Genomic DNA, 18128 nt, shown 5'->3' on the forward strand with positions numbered 1-18128 from the left:
CAAATATAATAAACTTTTTTAAATAAAAGCAACTAAAGGAAAAAAAGAATTAGTAAAGATTGCCTTCTTGCGTTAACTTGTCATAATCAAATAACTTCTTTTCTACTTCTCTAACTGACATACTATTTTGTTTAGCTAAAGACCTTATTATTTTAATATAAGAAATCCATTGATCTAATGTAAAACCTATACCACGAGGGTTAACAGAAACTAAATTATTCTTATATAATTGCTTCCATACTCTAATATCTAAAACAGGAAAATATTCAGGGTTTTTGAACATTAAAATTGCTGAAGCTGATGGATAATTAACGCCTTTCAATGCAGTTAAAATATGTATCTTCAATCTATCGTCATTCTGTTGAAAAGCTAATGCAGTAATGTTTCTAATATTTTCTTCCTCATTTTCATTATAAAATCTTAATGGTCTTGGGGATTTCCATTTTAATATTTTTATTAAAGTACTTTTACTTAATGATTCATCCTCTGATTTTATAAGATTAAATATTTTCAAGGTTTTATCATCTTCTTTATAATCAATACTTTTTAGTATATCATTAATCATTTTATAAATTTTATCTTTTGTTGTTTTTATAGAAACCAAAGGGTTTCCTCTCCATAAGGTGGAATGGTGCTACCATCAAAACGAGGTGCTATTTCTGCAACCATTTCAGGGTATTTAATAGTTATTGGTACATTTTGCTGACGTAACGATTTCCAATACAACCTACTAAATTGATATACTTGTTCTATCAGTTTTTTTATCACTTTGTTATCATTTAACGCTTCGGGTGTTGGACTTGTAATTCTTAATTTTACAGGAAATGGATAACCTTCTGTTGATGGATATATTTTGCTATCATCATATCTTGAATTGTTGAACAATAAATATTTATGTTCTGACTTACTAATATTAATGTATGTGCCACTTTTTGGCATTAAATTACCATACCAGTCTTTATCAAAAGCAATAATATCTTCGGATTTCGTTTTATTGATATTGACTATATATAAAGGGCACTCTAATTTAAGCTCATTCATCATTTCAAGTACAGGCTCTATTTCTTCATTACTCATTTCCTTATAAAAATGAATAACTACTTTATCTGGGTTTTGCTCGACTGTAACATACTGCCAAATAGCATCACTTATTGCACCTGCTAATTTTTTAGTGTCTGATTTACTGAAATATTGAAACTCATTGAATTTCCCATTACTTTGGAAACTAAAAGCACTTGCTACATAACGTATGTTTTCTTCAACATTTTTAAAAGCACCTACACCAATAATTAATTCTTTTTTTGGTGTGATGTTCAATTGCCAAGGGATACCTTCTAATTTAGCCAACATTGCTAAAGAGATATTTGTTAGGTCGTATACATAACCATTACTTTTTTGAGGGTTGGCTTTATATTCATTATTCTTTAATTTAAATTTTTCTACATCGATTACTTGTGAAACAATACGTCTTAATAATAGTTGTTCTTTAACTTTATAATACACCTGTTTTTTTGATAAGTCTTGCTCGTACTTTGAAAAAGGACTTAAATAAATAGCTACATAAGTAACATCGGGTTTTAATTTCAAGTTTTTTATTCCTTGAGATATTTGAGGTAATGGATTGTCTAAATCATCAAATACAATACTAAACCCTTTTTCTACGTGATATAAAACACCTGCATATTCTTGTAAACCTCTATACCATTTAAAACCATCTTGAAGATAGTTTTGAAGTGTTTTAGCTTCATTAGTGTGATCTTGATGAACAATAAAAAAAAGATGTATATTCTTATGTATTTGAGTACAAGGCTTAAAGGGCTTTAATTGTTTGAAATCGTACTTTGGTTTAGTACCTACTGCACCTCCATTAAAAACTAAATCGTTGCATTCTTGCGAAACTTCTCCAATACGTTTTTTTTCTATAGGTAAATAGTATTTACAATTGATAGATATGATTTCCTTAAATTCTTCTTGAACTATATACCGCTTTATAAAATCATCAATTTTAGCTTTATAGTCTTTGTATTTATTACCCTTTTCTTTTTTATCTATTTCGTAACCTAAAGCATTTCTAATATCATTATTTAAAACTGCATAGGTTTTTGAAAAGTCGGTTATATCGTCAGGTAACTTATGAAATTTAAAATAATTTCGATTATGAATTACACCTGTAAGTATGGTTGTAGAAATATCTCCTTTTACTAATTCTGAAACTGGGTTCTTTAAAATTTTAGTTGTACCATCATAAGCAATTACCAATTCCCCAAAATCACTAACTTCCTCAAACTGTAATTTTAAGGTAAACTTATCATATTTGGCAAAAGTTGGATTTTTAAACCTTGTGTCTTTTACCCATACTTGAATATCGTTTACAAAATTGGTTTTAACTACTTTGTTTAGCTTTTTAAAATGCTTCTTAATTCTCCAATTAAAATAATGTTTAAGCAGCTCTGTTGGTTGCTCTGTTAAATTGAGCGTTAATGGTTGATAACCTTCTTTTTCATAAATAAATGTAGTGTAGATAAAATCAGAGTTTTCTTCTTTAATACCAGGAAACAACTCTTCAATATTGGAAGGGAATTTGTTTTTATAAATTTCCTGTGCATAACCTATTTTTTCTTTACTAAAGTAAAATGTTATAGGATTGTTTGGTATATCAAACGTTAAGATGTTAAAATATAGTTCCTGATTCATACTACCTGAATTTAATAATTACTTTTCTTGCTCAAACTATTAATTTTTTGTTCTACTTTCTTGAGGATTTCCGTACTGTTCTTTTCATCTTTTAGCATAAAGACAATTCTATCTGCCATCCAAAATTGAAGAAATTCACTTTTATTTTGTTTTAATGCTTTGGCTAATGCTTCTACTTGCTCTTTTCGAGCTATACGAGTACCACGTTCAATTTTACTTAAAAGTGCTGTATCTAAATTCATTTGAGATGCAACTTCTCTTAATAATAATTGCTTGTCCTCTCGTATTTCTCTGATGTATTCTCCAAATGTCATTTTAGGAATATTTTGACTTGTCAATATCTGTCTAATTTAAGAAAAAGAAAATAAGAAGTAAGAAAAAGATACTAACACTTATCAACAGTAAATGAGGAAGTTAAGGATTTAAGGATATGCAGTAAATTCACAAATCCTTGTTTCCTTAAAATCCTCAATAACCTTATTGTGCTTTTGCAGGATTTGTATAATTGTTGTGTGCTTCTCGATGTATTAAACTGGCATCAACAAATTTAGTAATATAGCCTTCAGCTGTTTTGTGGGGTATTTTGTTTTTGTCGGCTATATTTAGATAATCTTGTCTTGAAAATTGATAAGGTAACGCATCTAAAAAACGTTCTTTTCGATTGGCTCGTTTAACTTGCTTTTGTTCAATAGGTAAATCGTTAAAAACCTTACTACTATGCTTTACTAACACGCTAATCATTTCCAATGTGTTTTCAAAATCTATATCCTCACAATGTCTTACTTGGTTGACATCTCCATCTTCCATAATGCGAAACACAGAAAATAACATCATAATTCTAAAAGAAACTAAACCTAATCGTCTTACAGTTGCTATATAATCATCTGGCTGTAGATTGAGATATTTGGTTTGTAGCTTTTCAAAAAACACATTGAATTTTTGTTGTTGCTCTGTTGTTAGCCTTACTTCAATAGGTGGGTTATTTTTTAAGGTTTTGTATAGCTCAAAAAATTCTTTTCCTAATTGGTCGTAGTATTCATCTAAACCATTAGCTGTGTCTGTTTGAAAAACGTTTTTCCAAGTCGGTTTGATATTCATATAATAAAACATAAAACGACTAAACAACCCATTTTCAGCACTTGGAACCAATGCTTGAATTTGCTTTGGTGTACCTGACAATACTGTTGACAAACAAGGTCTTTCAATATCTACATATTCTCTATCTGTTCTGCGATAATAACTTATGGTTTCGTGGTGGAATGCTTTACGAAAACCATCGGAATAATTACCATAATCACTTTTAAAGGCTTGTGCTAAAGTATCACCTTCGGTTTCAAAAATTAAACCTCTACCTTCATTGTCCGATATTAATTGATAAACACCTGTTACGCTATTATTGGCAGGAATAAACAACATTCTTTCAGGTGGTTTATTTGGTTTTTCCATTGTTTCACTTTTACCCTTATTCATATTATAAGTCGCCATTTCTACTTGATGTTGTTGTTTTAGGATTTTGGATTGTTCACGTTGTTGTTTGTGAACAGGATTTACCAAATTTTTAATTTGGTTTAATCTTCCTTTTCCTGCTGAAGCTGGTGCAGTAACATATAGATACAAATTGCTAAATACTTTACTTTGGTCGTACACACCAAATAATTTTGGAAAACAGGCACTAAATGCAGTTAATGCTCCCAATAACAAAATATCACGTTCTTCATTACTGCTTGAAGGTTGTATTACTTGTTGCAAAAATGTTGGAATATTGTTGTAAACTGTTGTTGGTATTGTTGGCAATGGTTGTTTTACTTCTTCTGACTGTTGCAACACTTCAACAACTTGTTGTTGCTGTTGTGGTTTAATACCAACTTGATGTAAATGGTGGTATAATGTTGCTATGTTTATACCGTGTCCTTTTGCCTGTAAGCATTTATTATACTGTTCGTCGCATTCTTTATGGTCGTAGCCAGAATAATTTTTACTTATTCTATGGTAGTAATCACGTCCAGCTTCTCCGTATTCTTCTGAAATTGCAAATCCAATATCACGCCATTTATCATAAGTATCTGTAATATCGATAACTGATTGTTCTAATGCGCTGATATATGATTCAATATCATTTGCAACAACTGTTGTTGGGTTGTTGTTGATTGGTTTTTTAGGTACTTCTTTTGGCTCTGGAACAGCTAACCAATCTTTTGGGTTAAATATTTTTGTCATAATTTCTGATGTCTTTTATGTAGGAATGCCAATGGATCGTGGGATAAAAAACACGCTCTGGAAATGTCTTTACCTGATTGGTCAACCTCTATGTTATATGAATGTTTTATATAATTGGCCACCGCAATAAAATATTCATTGTGTGACACTTTGGATAAATCGATTCTAATTATCCATTTTAAGCCTTCTCCTGAAGGTGATGTAAACAGCAATTCGGTTTCAAAATATTCATCGTTTAATAATTGTTGTTTTAGTTCTTCAAGATTTTCTAAATGGTCAAAATCGATTGTCAACAAGGATGAATGTTCAATTAAACTATCATCATTTCGTTTAGAAAACACGCCTGAAAATGTTACATAATCAAAATGATTTGCTTTAAATTTTCGTGCTTCTTTTGGGTCTTTAATCGCTCTAAATTGTTCTGTGATACTTTTATACTTATCGCTTATAATACGCTCAAATATTTGGTGTAATCTTACTTTTTCAGCAGGAAACACATTTCTAATAGGTGCTTTGTAAAAACTGCTGTAAGCATACCAAGTATCATCAGGTGCATCTAACCAGGATAATTCATTTTCTTTTTTAACTTCAATATTTAGATGTAATTCAGTGTTGATTTTCAGCAATAATTCTTCATCATCTACGAGTTTAAAATGATAAGATGCAAAATCGAATACATCACCTTTAAAATCGGTTAGTTCTGTATCATAATGTATTGCTTTATTTTCAACAACATTAATTTGTAATGTTGATTTACCACCGTTAAAAGGGTTACGGGTTACCCCGCAGTCCCTTCCTTTTAAGAAAAGGACTGTTGTTTCAGGATAATACTGTCTTAATATATACGCATAGATATTTAAACCGTAATGCGTTTTCTTCAAGATATTTTCTCTACTTATTACCATCGCATTTGAAATTTGGGTTGTAATAATTGCTCTGTAATAATTCCTCTATATCTGATACCTTGTAATAAAATTTACCCTGTATCTTGCTATATGGAAGTGTACCATTTGAACGGAAAGTTTGTAGTGTGCGTTGGCTAATATGTAGCGCTTGCAACACATCTTGATTGTCAATCCACGTATCTTTTAAGCATTCTGCTCTCGTTGCTCTTATTAATTCGATACGTGCTTTTATGTCCTTAATCTCTTGTGAGAGTGCCAAGAGTAAATCGATTATTTCAGTCATAACTTTACCTTTCCTTTTTTGATTAGGTAATCGGCAGCTTGCTGTTCGATTTCATCTTGGGAATCCATACGGTTACGCAGTAACCATTGGTCTAACTCCTGACGTTGGAAATAGATTTTTTTTCCATTCGGTTTATAATGTGGAATGGCTCCCGTACTTGTAAGTTTATACAAGTGCGATTGTGATAGTTCTAAATACTTGCAAGTTTCATTGAAGTTCAATACTTGCTTTTGCAACGTTTGTTGTTCTATTAACAACTTTTCGATGCTTTCTAAACGTTCTATAATTTTAACGTCCATCTTTTATAAATTTTAATTTAAAAATGGACTTCTGCGCAAAAGTCATCCTTGATTGTCAAGGACATAGCAAATATGGAAAAAGGTGTTTGGTATAATAGATAAGAGAAAAAATGGTATTATTAAACCATTGTAAAACAATAAGTTATGTTATTTTTGGTATTATCTATTTGGTATTAAGTAGAGAAAATACCACTTTATAAAAATGAAGATTTATTTGATTTGGTCTAACCAATAGGTATTATCAACCAATTTTTGATATGCTCGTTTTTCTGTACCTAAAAAATTTCGATACTCTTTGTTAGCATCACTCTTTGGGCCATATCTATGTGCAAAGAATTTATAGATATGTTTAGGTTCTATTTTCTTGGGTGGGTTATTTTCAGAAAATAAACGTTCTGTAAAGTAATTAGCTTCTGTTAATTTTACCATAAAAGCTGCAAGTAGCTTTTTATTACCTCGTTTTTTGATAAAATAATAGTTATCATCTATAATACCTTTTTCATTTAAAGTAACTTCTAATTTAGAAAATTCTCTTTGTTTGGTTTTGTCTATTAACTCGTTATATGATAATACTTCGCTGTTGTCCTCTCTAATATCACCTTGTATAGCTTTAAATATAGAACTCTGTTTTTTCGGTTTTCTAACTGACTTTATTTCTGAACCACTATAAACTTTTACAACTAACTCTTGAGGTGGTTCTTCGTTAAAGAATACTTCGTGTAGTTCTTCGATAGTATAAATTTCTGTATCACTTAAATCTGAAAACCGTTCTTGAAGCTCCATAAAAAGCATCATTGCATTTGCTTTTAAAAATGAAATTATATAAGCTTCATCTGATTTGTCATTATTAGTAGGCTTTAAATATAAACTTTCATCAAGATCATTTTCAGAAATGTAATTGCTAATCTGGGTTAAATAATTTGTAATTCGGTTAAATTCTTTGTCATAGAGGAAAGACAAATGACCAGGTGTTGAATTTGCTTCAAGGGTATCATTAATGGCATTAAACTTTTTGATATAATCGTTTTCAATTAGTTTAAAGTAATATTTACGCTTGTTTGAATATGCTTTTTTAAAGTCGATTTCATAATTAGGCGTGGTTATAGGATATTCTTTTTTAAAGCCATTTAAAAGCTCTTTAAATTGGTTATCGGTTCTTTTATCGTCAGTAACCTTTTCCACATACAGTAAGTCAATAAATAGGTCTTTAGCCATTATAAATCCAATTTAATTTTATTAGCAGCTTCTTTCTTTTTATCATCAATAACTTTTGCATAAATCTGCGTAGTTCTCAATTCCTTATGACCTAATAACTTGGAAACAGTATAAATATCTGTTCCTAAAGTTAATTGTAAAGTTGCATAGGTATGACGCGCACAATGGAACGTGATATTTTTTGTTATTCCTGCTTTAAGCATCCATTGTTGCAACTTTAAATTTGACCAAGCACTATAATGTAAACCTTGAAAAACTTTTTCTTCAGGTTTACCTTTATCTCCTAACAGTTCTGCCGCTTGGTCTGAAATAGGTAAAGTTTCAACTCCTTTTGTTTTCTTTTGTCTGAAACGAATATAATAGCCCATTTCTTTAGAATGTTGAATTTCTGACCAAATCAGTTTTTCAATATCTGACCAACGTAAACCGGTAAGCGCAGAAAATATAAAAGCACTTTTTAAAAGTGGTAACTCACATTCTGTGTTAACTGCTATTTGTAATTCATCCAAAGTTAAAAACTCTCGTTGAGGTTCACCTTGTTTAAAATACTCAACACCATTTGCTGGGTTTATTCTTAAAATACCATCCTTAACAGCTTGTTTTAATGCAGCGTTGAATTTTCCGTAATAGGAATATTTAGAGTTTTGAGATAATTTTTTACCTGCTCTTGCCATAGCATCCTTATCTAAATACTCTTTAAACCGTTCTACAAAATCCTTATCAATATCTTGAAAACTTACGTCTGTTGGACAAAAAGTTTTTAGATGTTTTAACATACTGTTCCAATTACCATAGTTACCAGAGCTTGTATTCTTTTTCTCTGCTAATGCTGTTACATAAGTAATAAAACTCCCTTTTAATTTCTCAATATCTTGGAATCCATAAATACCGTTTTGAATTTCAATCTGTCGTTGAGCGCAAATAGTTTCCGCTAATTGTTTGGTTTTCTTGTTAACCTCTCTTTCGGTTTTAGTTTTAGGGTTAGGTGTAAGGTATAAACGCAAATATTCGGTTTTACGTTTGCCTTTATGATAGTAATCTAAATACAAACTTATTTTGTCATTCTTCTTGCGTTGTCTTAATGTTACTTTCATAGGATGCTAATTAAAAAGGTTTTCTATTTGCCATCTGGCTACAATACGTTTTCTTCCAAAAGGAACAGCTTTTAAACGTCCTTGTTGAATCATTCTTTGAATGGTCCATCTACTAACACCAATTAATTGAGAAGCCTCTGTAACGCTTAAAAAATCTTTATTGTTTACAGCATTTGTATTTTGAACCTCAACCACTTCATTCTTTTGCTTCATATCAGCATTAAGAGTTGATTGAATCTTTTCTTTACGCTTTCTGGCCTTATAGGCTTTTTTAGCGCAAGAATTACCACAGTATTTAGTTACTGTTGTACGTGCTGTAAAAGCATTACCACAATGCTTACAAGTTTTCGGGATGTATAAATTACTGCTCATAAATGGTGCTTTATGTAGCGTTATGGTGCAACGTGGGGCAATATGGTGCATCATTTCGCCTTTATTTTTGCCAACAGATTTGGGCAACAAATCCGTATATTGGGCAACATATATGAAACAAATATAGTTAAAAAAGGGCAATTAGGCAACAAAAAAGAATATGTAAACCATTGAAAAACAAGTAAAAACCAATAAAAAGAAGCTTAATTACTTCCCGATACAGAAGTTAGCAAAAATGTTACCTAGTAAATCATCGCTTGTAATCTCACCAGTAATTTCACCAAAATGATACAAGGCTTGTCTGATATCTATAGCCATAAGGTCTCCTGATAAGCCCATTTCGAGACCTGATTTTACTTTTTGAATCTCTTCAAAGGCTTTTAGTAACGAGTCGTAATGTCTGGTGTTGGTAACAATCGTTTCGTTATTACGTAAAGCTCCTGTATTAACAAATCCTATAAGTTTATTTTTTAATTCCTCTACGCCTTGACCTGTTTTAGCCGATAATAAATGAACACCATCAAACTGAGCTTGTAAGGCGTCTATTTCTGTAGGATTTAAAGTATCAATTTTATTAGCTATTATTACTAAGGGCTTTAACGGAAATTTGTTTTTAATCTTTTCTATCTCAATAGTTAGACGTTGACTTTCGGTTTTAAATTCTTCAGCAGAAAAAAGAAGCACTACTACTTGCGCTTGCTCCATTTTCTCGAAGGTTTTTTTAATACCAATACTTTCTACAACATCCTCTGTATCTCTTATTCCTGCAGTATCTATAAACCTAAAGCCTATACCATCAATTACCAATTCGTCTTCAATGGTATCTCTAGTCGTTCCTGCAATATCACTCACAATGGCTCTTTCTTCATTTAAAAGGGCATTTAAAAGTGTAGATTTCCCTACGTTTGGTTCTCCTACGATGGCTACCGGAATTCCATTTTTAATTACATTACCTACAGAAAATGAATCAATTAATCGTTTTAAAACCAAGGTGATTCTATCAATCAACTCTTTAAATTGGGTTCTATCGGCAAACTCTACGTCTTCTTCTGCAAAGTCTAATTCCAATTCTATTAACGAAGCAAAGTTTAAGAGTTCTTCACGAAGTTTAGCAATTTCAGAAGAAAACCCTCCACGCATTTGTTGCATAGCAATTTGATGAGAGGCTTCATTATCACTAGCAATTAAATCGGCTACGGCTTCGGCTTGACTTAAATCTAATTTACCATTTAAAAAGGCTCGTAGGGTAAACTCGCCCGCAGTTGCCATTCTACAGCCATTTCTTAAAAACAACTGAATAATTTCTTGCTGAATGTATTGCGACCCATGACATGAAATTTCAACTACATTTTCGCCTGTATAAGAATTAGGGTTTTTAAAAACAGATACTAGAACCTCGTCTATTGTTCTTTCGCCATCAATAATATGTCCTAAATGAATGGTATGTGTAGGTTGTTTTGATAGTTGTTTACCCGAAACCGATTTAAACTGTTTTTCAGCAATATTTATGGCTTCATTTCCAGACAAACGAATAACAGCAATAGCCCCTGCTCCTGAGGGTGTTGCTAAGGCCACTATGGTTTCTTGATTAATCATATTATGAAATTAGAAATCAGCTATTTAATTAAATAAATACCATCTGGTTTTATTTGAATGCGTTTTTGCTTGTATAAAGAACCTACTGCTTTTTTAAAGTTCTTTTTACTCATTTGAAGGGTTTCTTTAATAAGTTCTGGATCTGATTTATCAGTAAGATTTAAAAAGCCACTATTATCTTCTAATGTTTGTAAAATACGTTTAGCATTGGGTTCTATATTTCTATATCCTATTTGTCCTAAGGCAATATCTAATTTATTTCCGGGACGTATTTTTTTAACGATACCCTTTAATTTATCGCCAACACTAATATCTGTAAATATATTATCCTTGTAAATGAGTCCTAGATGGGTTTTATTTACAATAACATTCCACCCAATATCTGAAGGGTGCGACACTATTAAATCTACTTCATCAAACTGATTAACAGTGAGTTCTTTATTGCTTAAAAAACGGTTTGTTTTACTAGAGGCTACTAACCTTTCGGTTTTTTCATCTAAATAGCAGTGTACTAAATACCAGCCTCCGGGTTTCATTTTAAAGGCTTGTTCTTTAAACGGACAAAACAATTCTTTTACCAAACCCCAGTCTAAAAAAGCCCCATAATCTGTAACCTGACTACAGCGTAACAAAGCAAAGTCTCCTAGTTTAATATAAGGCTCATCGGTAGTGGCTACTAAGCGTTCTTCGTTATCTAAATAAACAAACACATCTATTTTATCCCAAATTTTAAATGTATCTGGTACATACCTATTTGGAAGCAGTACTTCGTTGTTTTCTTCATCTACTAAATATACACCGTGATCGGTTTCACGAAGTATTTCTAATGTATTAATTTGCCCTAATTGCATCATGCTGCAAAGGTAATAATATTAATAGGTAGTTAATGCTATCTTGACATAAATTAGACGCATGAAAAAAGCGCCACAAATATTGCAACGCTTTTAAATATATAATGAATGGTAGATTTTAGTAGATAGATTCTTTACCAAAGTGTTTTGTTAGTAAATAATAAACTACGGCGCGGTATTTATTTCTGTTAGACTTACCGTATTGCTCCATAACAGCAGCAATGGCTCCGTCTAAATCGTCACTAGCACTTAATCCTAATTTTTTTATTAAGAAATTGTTTTTAACTGTTTCTAATTCAGACTCATCAGATCCAGATACCGTAGAAGCATCTGCATTATATATTGATGGTCCGCAACCAATAGTTACTTTGGTTAATAAATCCATGTCTGGCGTTACACCACACTTGTCTTTTAAATCTGCAGCGTATTTTGCAATAAGTTCATCGCGTTTACTCATGATAAAATTTTTAAATTGTTTGTTTGTAAATTAGTTAAGTTAATAACTGTTTTAAAGATACTGAATTTTAGACACAGCTATCTTTAGAAAGTCACTTTTTTTACCTAATAAACTTAAAATAATTTAAAAGTATTTGGTTATTTAAGTGTTTTGGTGTAAAAATTTCTAACAATTTAGGTTGGTTTCCTTTGCTATAGAAAGCATTCAAGTTTTTTGATAATTCTTTTTCATTGGTAGCCGTAACATACTCAAAACCATACATGTTACATAAATGTTCTGCGGTTAAATTATGATTGGTTTCAAAATAGGTATTAAAATTCTCAGTGTTTTTGTGTCCTGGTAAAATTCTAAAAATACCTCCGCCTTGATTATTTATAACAATTATTCTAAAATTATTAGGAATGTAATTATTCCAAAGCGCATTGCTATCATATAAAAAGCTTAAATCTCCAGAAATTAAGGTGGTTGGTTTATTAGTTGCAACGGCACAACCAATGGCTGTAGATGTACTGCCATCTATACCACTAGTACCTCTGTTACAATGAACATCAAGAGTTTTATTAATACTGAATAGTTGCACATAACGCACTGTTGAACTATTACTTAGCTGAAGAATACTGTTATCTGGAATTGACTTTAAAATACGTTCAAAAGCTTTAAAGTCTGAAAACTCTATAGTCTTAAGGTATTCCATATGTTTAGTGTCTCTATGTTTTTTTACAGCTTCCCAAAAAGGCTTGTACTTACTAGAAACACGTTTTGTTTGTGATAGCAGTTTAGATAAAAAATAATTAGGAGGAGTTTCTATAACCCTATTTAAGCTAAAAAAGGTATTATTAGCTGTTTTAGTACCTATATACCAGTGTTGTTTGGGTTTATAATTCCTTAAAAATGCTTTTATTTTTTTAGAAACTATTAGTCCGCCAAAGGTTAATAAAATATCTGGTTGCAGTTCTTTAAATTCGTTTTCATTTAAAGGAGCAATAATTTTATCAATACTCGGGAAAAATGCCTCATGATGAATATTAGAAGTGGTTTCTGTAAAAACCACTACAGAATCATCTTGTGCCAATACATTTAACCACTGTTGCTCAATTTGATTAGGTTGTTTAACCCCAACCAATATCATTTTGCGTTTGGCTTTACTCCAATCGTTTATACAATCATTTAATACAGCATCATCTATTGAGTTATCTTTTTCTGTAACCGGAATGACCTCTGGATTAACCGATAGTTCTTCAACCATGTTATACAAAGGCTCATCAAAAGGCACATTAATATGTACAGGACCACTTTTTTGTAGGGCTACATTAATAGCTTTATTAATTTCGGTTTCATTAAACGCTTGAATAGATTGTTTTAATCCCAATAGCGTTTCTACCTTATTTTCTAAATTTTTAAAAATAGGCAACGCCTCTGCTGCTTCATTTTCTTCTGCTTTTAAATCGAGTTTTAAATTTGCTGAATACAAAACATGATTTTCATAAACATTGGCTTGGTTTATGGTTTGTCCGTCTCCCACCCCAATTAAATGCTTGGGTCTGTCTGCCGAAATGACAACCAACGGAATATGACTATAAAAAGCTTCGGCCACTGCCGGATAATAATTTAAAAGCGCACTACCCGATGTACAAACTACCGCCGTAGGTTCTTGTAATTGTTGTGCCATACCTAAAGCAAAAAAAGCTGCACAACGCTCATCTACAATACTATAACAGTTAAAATAAGGGTTGTTTGAAAACCCTATAGTTAAAGGAGCATTTCTACTACCTGGAGATATAACAATATGCTTAACACCTTTAGCTTTACAAAGCTGAATAACGGTTTGTGCTAAGGGAATTTCTGGGTAAATCATATACTGTAAAAATGTAACTGCTAAAGTAAGAAATACAAGATTAAAGTTCTTTAAACATCAAGATAAAATAAGCATTATAAAGCTAATAATGGGAGCTGATTACAATACACTTTTAATTACCAACGACTTAGAAACTGTTTCTTCCCATTCTTTTTCAGCATCAGAACTTATAGTTATTCCTCCCCCAACGTAAACCATAGCTTCTAATGCTTTTAATTGCATACACCGTAAATTAACATACAGTTGTGTGCTTTTTTTCTTAAAGGTATAGGCTCTGTTTTCTATATTTCTACTACCTGCACGTGGCGAAGTAGTATGCTCTAAATTGAGCTCTCCTAAAAAACCGGTATAAAATTCGCGCTTATAGTTTTCATTATTTAAAATGAAGGCTTTAGCTGCTTGTTTTGGCAAGCCACAAACGGCTGGTGTAGGGTGAATAGCTAAAATAACTTCTTTTAAGTTTGAGTTTTGCTTTAATTGTGCCGAAATCATGGTTTTTAAATGCAGTAAACTCCCCGCTTTAACGGTTGTAGTGTCTGATATTTTAATACTTTCTGCCGAAGGTTTTAAGCTATCTACAATAAAATCTGTTACAAATTTTTGTTCCTGAATTTCTTTGTCTTTCCAAACCACATCTAATGTATCTTTATAAACTTGTGTACCTGCCAATGCCATTATTGAAAATCTGTTACCTTCAATTTTAACAAGTGTTTCTGGAGTGGCTCCTAACCACAACCCTACTTTTGGATGATACCAACAATACACAAAAGCAGATGGGTACTTATTTAATAGTTTTTTAAAAATAGCAAGAGGATTTGCTTCGGAAAGATTTACTGTTTCTTTTCTAGACAATACTACCTTTTTAAACTGCTTGTTTTTAATGGCTTCAACCCCATTATTAACTAAATTGATGTGATAGTTTTTTGCTTGTTCATCAACTATATCCTTAGCTGAGTTACTTCCTACTAACTCTAAATTAACAACAGGCGTACTTATAGATTCTGAGCTTTCTAGAGGCATTAAAATCGTTTTTTCCTTATCATCAAACGGAGAAAACACAAACCCTTGTTCGGTAAATTCTGAAGTGAAAAACAAGCTATCAGATTTTTGTAATAAAGCATAAAGCTCTTGTTTATTAGGCTTTCTGTATATTACAAAAGGGCGTTTTTGTAAGTGATGCGATTGAATGCGATTAAAAAAATCTTCCGAAGTCATGCGTATTATTTGGTTCTTGGAAGTGAAATGGTTGTTAGTTTACACAGTGAAACTAAATTATCATCATCATCAGTTACCTTAATTTCAAATAATTGTGTGGTACGCCCTTTATGAATAAACGTTGCTTTGGCATACACATGACCTTCTTTAACGCTTTTTACATGATTAGCCGAAATTTCTATACCGCGTACAAAGTGATTTTTAGTGTCTAGTAATAACTCTGCTGCAAAACTACCTACCGTTTCTGCTAATGCTGCGGTAGCACCACCATGAAGCACACCATCAGGTTGATAAACACGTTCATTTACTGGCATTTTACCTACTACAAAATCGTCTCCAAAATCAACTAACTCTATTTTTAAGGTTTCCATTAAAGTGTTTTTAGTAACAGCATTAGCGCGTTCTAATATGGCTTGTTTAGATAATTGCATAGAAATAATTACTTTTAAACTTTAAGTGTGTAAAAGTACAAAATGCTTGTATAATTTTAATTGAATTTAAAAGATTCCTATTCCTCTAATTATGACCATACCTACTCTAGAAAATAACCGTGTAAAACTCACCTTGTTAGGAATGAGTAACTACAAACATTTAATTGAAATTGCTAAAGAACCTAATTTAGTGCAATACTCACCCAGTAAAATTGATACGCCTGAAGCTTTAAAAGACTATGTACAAACTGCTGTTGATAATTTTTATAACAAAACGGCTATTCCGTTTATAATTTTTGATAAGCAAACTAATTTATATGCGGGTTGTACGCGTTTTGGACTTATAAATTGGCACAACAAAGTGTTACATATTGGTTGGACGTGGATTGGACACCAATTTCAAGGTACCGGACTAAACAAACAGGTAAAATATTTAATGCTAAAATATGTTTTTGAAACCTTAAAATTTGATAAAGTAGAATTTAGGGCAGATGAACGCAATATACGCTCTAGAAAAGCTATTGAAAACATAGGAGGCACTCTTGAAGGTATTTTACGTAAAGACACCCTTATGTTAGATGGCTTTAAACGTAGCACTTGTTGCTACGGTATTTTAAAAGAAGAATGGGGTGCTATTAAGAAACGTGTTTTTGAGTGAGTTTTGAAACTATTTATTTAGTTTAAAAACTCTATTTATACATTATAGAGAAAAAGAGTTTATTTTTAACATTGCTTTAGTTTAAAATATAAACTAAAGAAAATATTGAAATAAATAGCCAAAGTGTAAAAGCTAAAACCATAGGTTTTATTCCTGTAGATTTTAAGTCTTTTATAGAAATAGTTGACCCCACAAGAAATAATGTAATTATCAATAAGCGTTTTGATATTGTTACTATAAAATTAGTTGCCAATTCAGGTAAAATATGGTAACTATTAATAATAATGGCTGTAATAAACAAAACAATGAAGTAGGGAATTTTTATTTTTTCTCCTTTGGTTTTAAATAAAAATATAGAAAAAACAGATAAAGGAATAATCCATAAAGTCCTTGATAGTTTTACGGTTGTAGCAATTCTCAAAGCTTCATCTCCATACACTAAAGCAGCACCAACTACAGAGCTAGTATCATGAATAGCAACAGCACACCATAAACCAAATTGCTCTTGTGTTAAATTTAGAAAATTACCAACAGTGGGAAATACAAACAAAGCAATTGAATTTAATAAAAATACAATTCCTAAAGCAATACTAATAGTTTTACCATTAGCTTTAATAACAGGCGAAATTGCCGCAATTGCACTTCCGCCACAAATAGCTGTACCAGATGTTATAAGGTGCCCCAGTTTTAAATTCAACTTTAAAACTTTAGCCAGTAATAAGCCTAAAACCACAGTTAATAAAATAGAATAAACCGTTAAGCTAAACCCCTCTTTACTAGTTTTTAAAGTCTCTTTGATAAACATTCCAAAACCTAACCCAATTACAGAAATTTTTAATAAAAAATGTATAATTCTATGGCTATATACTTGAAATGGATTATTAAAAATAAGTGTGAAAATAAACCCTAGTAATAATGCTGTAAGGCTATTTATAAAACCTAAAAGAGCCACTAAGATCAAGATAAAATAAATTGTTTTAGAGAGATTATCTTTCATATCATTAAGTAATATTTGATACAAAAGTAGAACTCTAGAATAACTTATAAGCAACTCATTTAGGTATCATACATAACTAAAAGTTATAGTTATTGCGAATGTATTTTTTAAAATATTCAAATGTATTAGATAGGTAACCTGTTCTGTTAACAAAATAAAACCATCTTTCTATACTAAAATCTTTAATATCTATTATTTTGAGTTTATTGTTTATTAAATCATTAGAAATAGAATGAATAGAAACAAATGCGAAATGATCTGAATTATATAAATAATTTTTAATAGCCTCTGTACTATTAAAGGCCACCACATAATTAAGTGATTTAATGTTATGGTTAGATAAAGCGTTACTAATAACGGCTTTTGTTCCAGAACCTTTCTCGCGCCCTATCATAGGAATTGTTTGTAAGGTTTCTGTATTAATAATCCCTTTATTAAAAATATGGTTGTTAGCATTAGTTACAAGAACAATTTCATCTTTAATAAATTTCTCAAATTGTAATTTTGGGTTTTTACTTGTACCTTCTGTAATTCCAAAATTTATTTCTTCATTTAAAATAAGATTTTCAATATTTTCAGAATTATTACTGATTATATTAAATTTTGTTTGTGGAAATTGTGTTCTAAACTTAGCTACTACTTTTGGAATAATATAGTGCGTTAAGGTGGTGCTTACTCCAAAGCTTATAAAACTTGGTAAATCATCTTTTTTATGAAGAAACTTCTCCTCCATTTCATCATAAATTGCTAATATTTTATTAGCATAAACAAGAAAAGATTTTCCTTCTGCTGTTAATTTTATAGAATTTCTTTTTCTTACAAATAAAGTAGTTTTAAAATCTCGCTCTAAATTTTTTATCGACTTAGATATAGCTGGTTGCGAAAGAAACAATTGTTCTGAAGCTTTTGTAAAACTTAAAAGTTTAGCAACAATTTTAAATATTTGTAACTTAGTTCTCATGAGCTTGTGCCAAGATTTAAAGGTATAA

At 31.0% G+C, this 18128-nt stretch carries 19 protein-coding genes; 1 reads left to right on the plus strand and 18 read right to left on the minus strand.

What is annotated here, in order from left to right:
• Positions 1–49: 49 nt before the first annotated feature.
• The 16 genes from BWZ22_RS15375 to BWZ22_RS15450 form a co-directional block, all read right to left on the minus strand.
• Entirely contained in the window at positions 50–565 is a 516-nt protein-coding gene (locus tag BWZ22_RS15375) for a hypothetical protein (protein ID WP_157607993.1), read from the minus strand.
• 26 nt (positions 566–591) lie between these two features.
• Positions 592–2694, minus strand: a complete 2103-nt coding sequence (locus BWZ22_RS15380) for a Piwi domain-containing protein (protein ID WP_076701676.1) — start codon at positions 2692–2694, stop codon at positions 592–594.
• Between the two features lie 11 nt (positions 2695–2705).
• A complete protein-coding gene (locus BWZ22_RS15385; RefSeq protein ID WP_076702577.1) occupies positions 2706–3008 on the minus strand; it encodes a helix-turn-helix domain-containing protein in 303 nt (100 codons plus the stop codon).
• Positions 3009–3171: 163 nt separating this feature from the next.
• Complete coding sequence (locus BWZ22_RS15390) at positions 3172–4911, minus strand: DUF3987 domain-containing protein (protein WP_076701678.1); 1740 nt, start codon at positions 4909–4911, stop codon at positions 3172–3174.
• A complete protein-coding gene (locus BWZ22_RS15395; RefSeq protein WP_083692401.1) occupies positions 4908–5816 on the minus strand; it encodes a BT4734/BF3469 family protein in 909 nt (302 codons plus the stop codon). Before BWZ22_RS15395 ends, BWZ22_RS15390 begins: the two co-directional genes overlap by 4 nt.
• The gene (locus tag BWZ22_RS15400) at positions 5803–6099 is read right to left on the minus strand and encodes a helix-turn-helix domain-containing protein (protein WP_076701681.1); all 297 of its coding nucleotides are present in this window, start codon (positions 6097–6099) and stop codon (positions 5803–5805) included. The genes BWZ22_RS15395 and BWZ22_RS15400 overlap by 14 nt, the downstream gene beginning before the upstream one ends.
• The gene (locus tag BWZ22_RS15405) at positions 6096–6398 is read right to left on the minus strand and encodes a helix-turn-helix domain-containing protein (RefSeq protein WP_027885460.1); all 303 of its coding nucleotides are present in this window, start codon (positions 6396–6398) and stop codon (positions 6096–6098) included. The genes BWZ22_RS15400 and BWZ22_RS15405 overlap by 4 nt, the downstream gene beginning before the upstream one ends.
• A gap of 210 nt (positions 6399–6608) precedes the next feature.
• Positions 6609–7613 (minus strand): DUF6617 family protein, encoded by a 1005-nt coding sequence (locus BWZ22_RS15410; RefSeq protein ID WP_076701684.1) that lies wholly within the window; start codon positions 7611–7613, stop codon positions 6609–6611.
• Complete coding sequence (locus BWZ22_RS15415; protein WP_076701686.1) at positions 7613–8707, minus strand: site-specific integrase; 1095 nt, start codon at positions 8705–8707, stop codon at positions 7613–7615. The genes BWZ22_RS15410 and BWZ22_RS15415 overlap by 1 nt, the downstream gene beginning before the upstream one ends.
• Before the next feature lie 6 nt (positions 8708–8713).
• Positions 8714–9133, minus strand: a complete 420-nt coding sequence (locus tag BWZ22_RS15420; protein WP_232225197.1) for a helix-turn-helix domain-containing protein — start codon at positions 9131–9133, stop codon at positions 8714–8716.
• A 153-nt stretch (positions 9134–9286) separates the two neighbouring features.
• The gene (gene mnmE, locus BWZ22_RS15425) at positions 9287–10675 is read right to left on the minus strand and encodes a tRNA uridine-5-carboxymethylaminomethyl(34) synthesis GTPase MnmE (protein ID WP_076701689.1); all 1389 of its coding nucleotides are present in this window, start codon (positions 10673–10675) and stop codon (positions 9287–9289) included.
• Between the two features lie 20 nt (positions 10676–10695).
• Positions 10696–11529 carry a S1 RNA-binding domain-containing protein gene (locus BWZ22_RS15430; RefSeq protein WP_076701692.1) on the minus strand — a complete coding sequence of 278 codons (834 nt, stop codon included), beginning with the start codon at positions 11527–11529 and terminating at the stop codon, positions 10696–10698.
• Positions 11530–11644: 115 nt separating this feature from the next.
• Positions 11645–11983 carry a DUF2853 family protein gene (locus tag BWZ22_RS15435; RefSeq protein WP_076701694.1) on the minus strand — a complete coding sequence of 113 codons (339 nt, stop codon included), beginning with the start codon at positions 11981–11983 and terminating at the stop codon, positions 11645–11647.
• A gap of 100 nt (positions 11984–12083) precedes the next feature.
• Complete coding sequence (gene menD / locus BWZ22_RS15440; RefSeq protein WP_076701697.1) at positions 12084–13838, minus strand: 2-succinyl-5-enolpyruvyl-6-hydroxy-3-cyclohexene-1-carboxylate synthase; 1755 nt, start codon at positions 13836–13838, stop codon at positions 12084–12086.
• A gap of 99 nt (positions 13839–13937) precedes the next feature.
• Positions 13938–15053 (minus strand): chorismate-binding protein, encoded by a 1116-nt coding sequence (locus BWZ22_RS15445; RefSeq protein ID WP_076701700.1) that lies wholly within the window; start codon positions 15051–15053, stop codon positions 13938–13940.
• A gap of 5 nt (positions 15054–15058) precedes the next feature.
• Positions 15059–15484 carry a PaaI family thioesterase gene (locus BWZ22_RS15450; RefSeq protein WP_076701702.1) on the minus strand — a complete coding sequence of 142 codons (426 nt, stop codon included), beginning with the start codon at positions 15482–15484 and terminating at the stop codon, positions 15059–15061.
• A gap of 91 nt (positions 15485–15575) precedes the next feature.
• On the opposite strand from BWZ22_RS15450, the gene BWZ22_RS15455 reads away from it, so the two are divergent.
• Positions 15576–16142, plus strand: coding sequence for a GNAT family N-acetyltransferase (locus BWZ22_RS15455; protein ID WP_076701707.1), 567 nt, complete (start codon positions 15576–15578; stop codon positions 16140–16142).
• Between the two features lie 76 nt (positions 16143–16218).
• On the opposite strand, the gene BWZ22_RS15460 is transcribed toward BWZ22_RS15455, so the two are convergent.
• Both BWZ22_RS15460 and BWZ22_RS15465 read right to left on the minus strand, forming a co-directional pair.
• Positions 16219–17139: a YeiH family protein gene (locus BWZ22_RS15460; protein ID WP_076701709.1), complete on the minus strand. Its 921-nt coding sequence runs from the start codon at positions 17137–17139 to the stop codon at positions 16219–16221.
• Between the two features lie 76 nt (positions 17140–17215).
• A complete protein-coding gene (locus BWZ22_RS15465) occupies positions 17216–18100 on the minus strand; it encodes a LysR substrate-binding domain-containing protein (RefSeq protein WP_076701712.1) in 885 nt (294 codons plus the stop codon).
• Positions 18101–18128 lie beyond the last annotated feature (28 nt).

This window comes from Seonamhaeicola sp. S2-3, from assembly GCF_001971785.1.
Taxonomy (GTDB): Bacteria; Bacteroidota; Bacteroidia; order Flavobacteriales; family Flavobacteriaceae; genus Seonamhaeicola.

Excerpts from the sequence above, each read along its gene's own strand:
- BWZ22_RS15375 (WP_157607993.1), bottom strand. The coding sequence starts at position 565 with ATGATTAATGATATACTAAAAAGTATTGATTATAAAGAAGATGATAAA.
- BWZ22_RS15380 (WP_076701676.1), bottom strand. The coding sequence starts at position 2,694 with ATGAATCAGGAACTATATTTTAACATCTTAACGTTTGATATACCAAAC.
- BWZ22_RS15385 (WP_076702577.1), bottom strand. The coding sequence starts at position 3,008 with ATGACATTTGGAGAATACATCAGAGAAATACGAGAGGACAAGCAATTA.
- BWZ22_RS15390 (WP_076701678.1), bottom strand. The coding sequence starts at position 4,911 with ATGACAAAAATATTTAACCCAAAAGATTGGTTAGCTGTTCCAGAGCCA.
- BWZ22_RS15395 (WP_083692401.1), bottom strand. The coding sequence starts at position 5,816 with ATGGTAATAAGTAGAGAAAATATCTTGAAGAAAACGCATTACGGTTTA.
- BWZ22_RS15400 (WP_076701681.1), bottom strand. The coding sequence starts at position 6,099 with ATGACTGAAATAATCGATTTACTCTTGGCACTCTCACAAGAGATTAAG.
- BWZ22_RS15405 (WP_027885460.1), bottom strand. The coding sequence starts at position 6,398 with ATGGACGTTAAAATTATAGAACGTTTAGAAAGCATCGAAAAGTTGTTA.
- BWZ22_RS15410 (WP_076701684.1), bottom strand. The coding sequence starts at position 7,613 with ATGGCTAAAGACCTATTTATTGACTTACTGTATGTGGAAAAGGTTACT.
- BWZ22_RS15415 (WP_076701686.1), bottom strand. The coding sequence starts at position 8,707 with ATGAAAGTAACATTAAGACAACGCAAGAAGAATGACAAAATAAGTTTG.
- BWZ22_RS15420 (WP_232225197.1), bottom strand. The coding sequence starts at position 9,133 with ATGATGCACCATATTGCCCCACGTTGCACCATAACGCTACATAAAGCA.
- mnmE (WP_076701689.1), bottom strand. The coding sequence starts at position 10,675 with ATGATTAATCAAGAAACCATAGTGGCCTTAGCAACACCCTCAGGAGCA.
- BWZ22_RS15430 (WP_076701692.1), bottom strand. The coding sequence starts at position 11,529 with ATGATGCAATTAGGGCAAATTAATACATTAGAAATACTTCGTGAAACC.
- BWZ22_RS15435 (WP_076701694.1), bottom strand. The coding sequence starts at position 11,983 with ATGAGTAAACGCGATGAACTTATTGCAAAATACGCTGCAGATTTAAAA.
- menD (WP_076701697.1), bottom strand. The coding sequence starts at position 13,838 with ATGATTTACCCAGAAATTCCCTTAGCACAAACCGTTATTCAGCTTTGT.
- BWZ22_RS15445 (WP_076701700.1), bottom strand. The coding sequence starts at position 15,053 with ATGACTTCGGAAGATTTTTTTAATCGCATTCAATCGCATCACTTACAA.
- BWZ22_RS15450 (WP_076701702.1), bottom strand. The coding sequence starts at position 15,484 with ATGCAATTATCTAAACAAGCCATATTAGAACGCGCTAATGCTGTTACT.
- BWZ22_RS15455 (WP_076701707.1), top strand. The coding sequence starts at position 15,576 with ATGACCATACCTACTCTAGAAAATAACCGTGTAAAACTCACCTTGTTA.
- BWZ22_RS15460 (WP_076701709.1), bottom strand. The coding sequence starts at position 17,139 with ATGAAAGATAATCTCTCTAAAACAATTTATTTTATCTTGATCTTAGTG.
- BWZ22_RS15465 (WP_076701712.1), bottom strand. The coding sequence starts at position 18,100 with ATGAGAACTAAGTTACAAATATTTAAAATTGTTGCTAAACTTTTAAGT.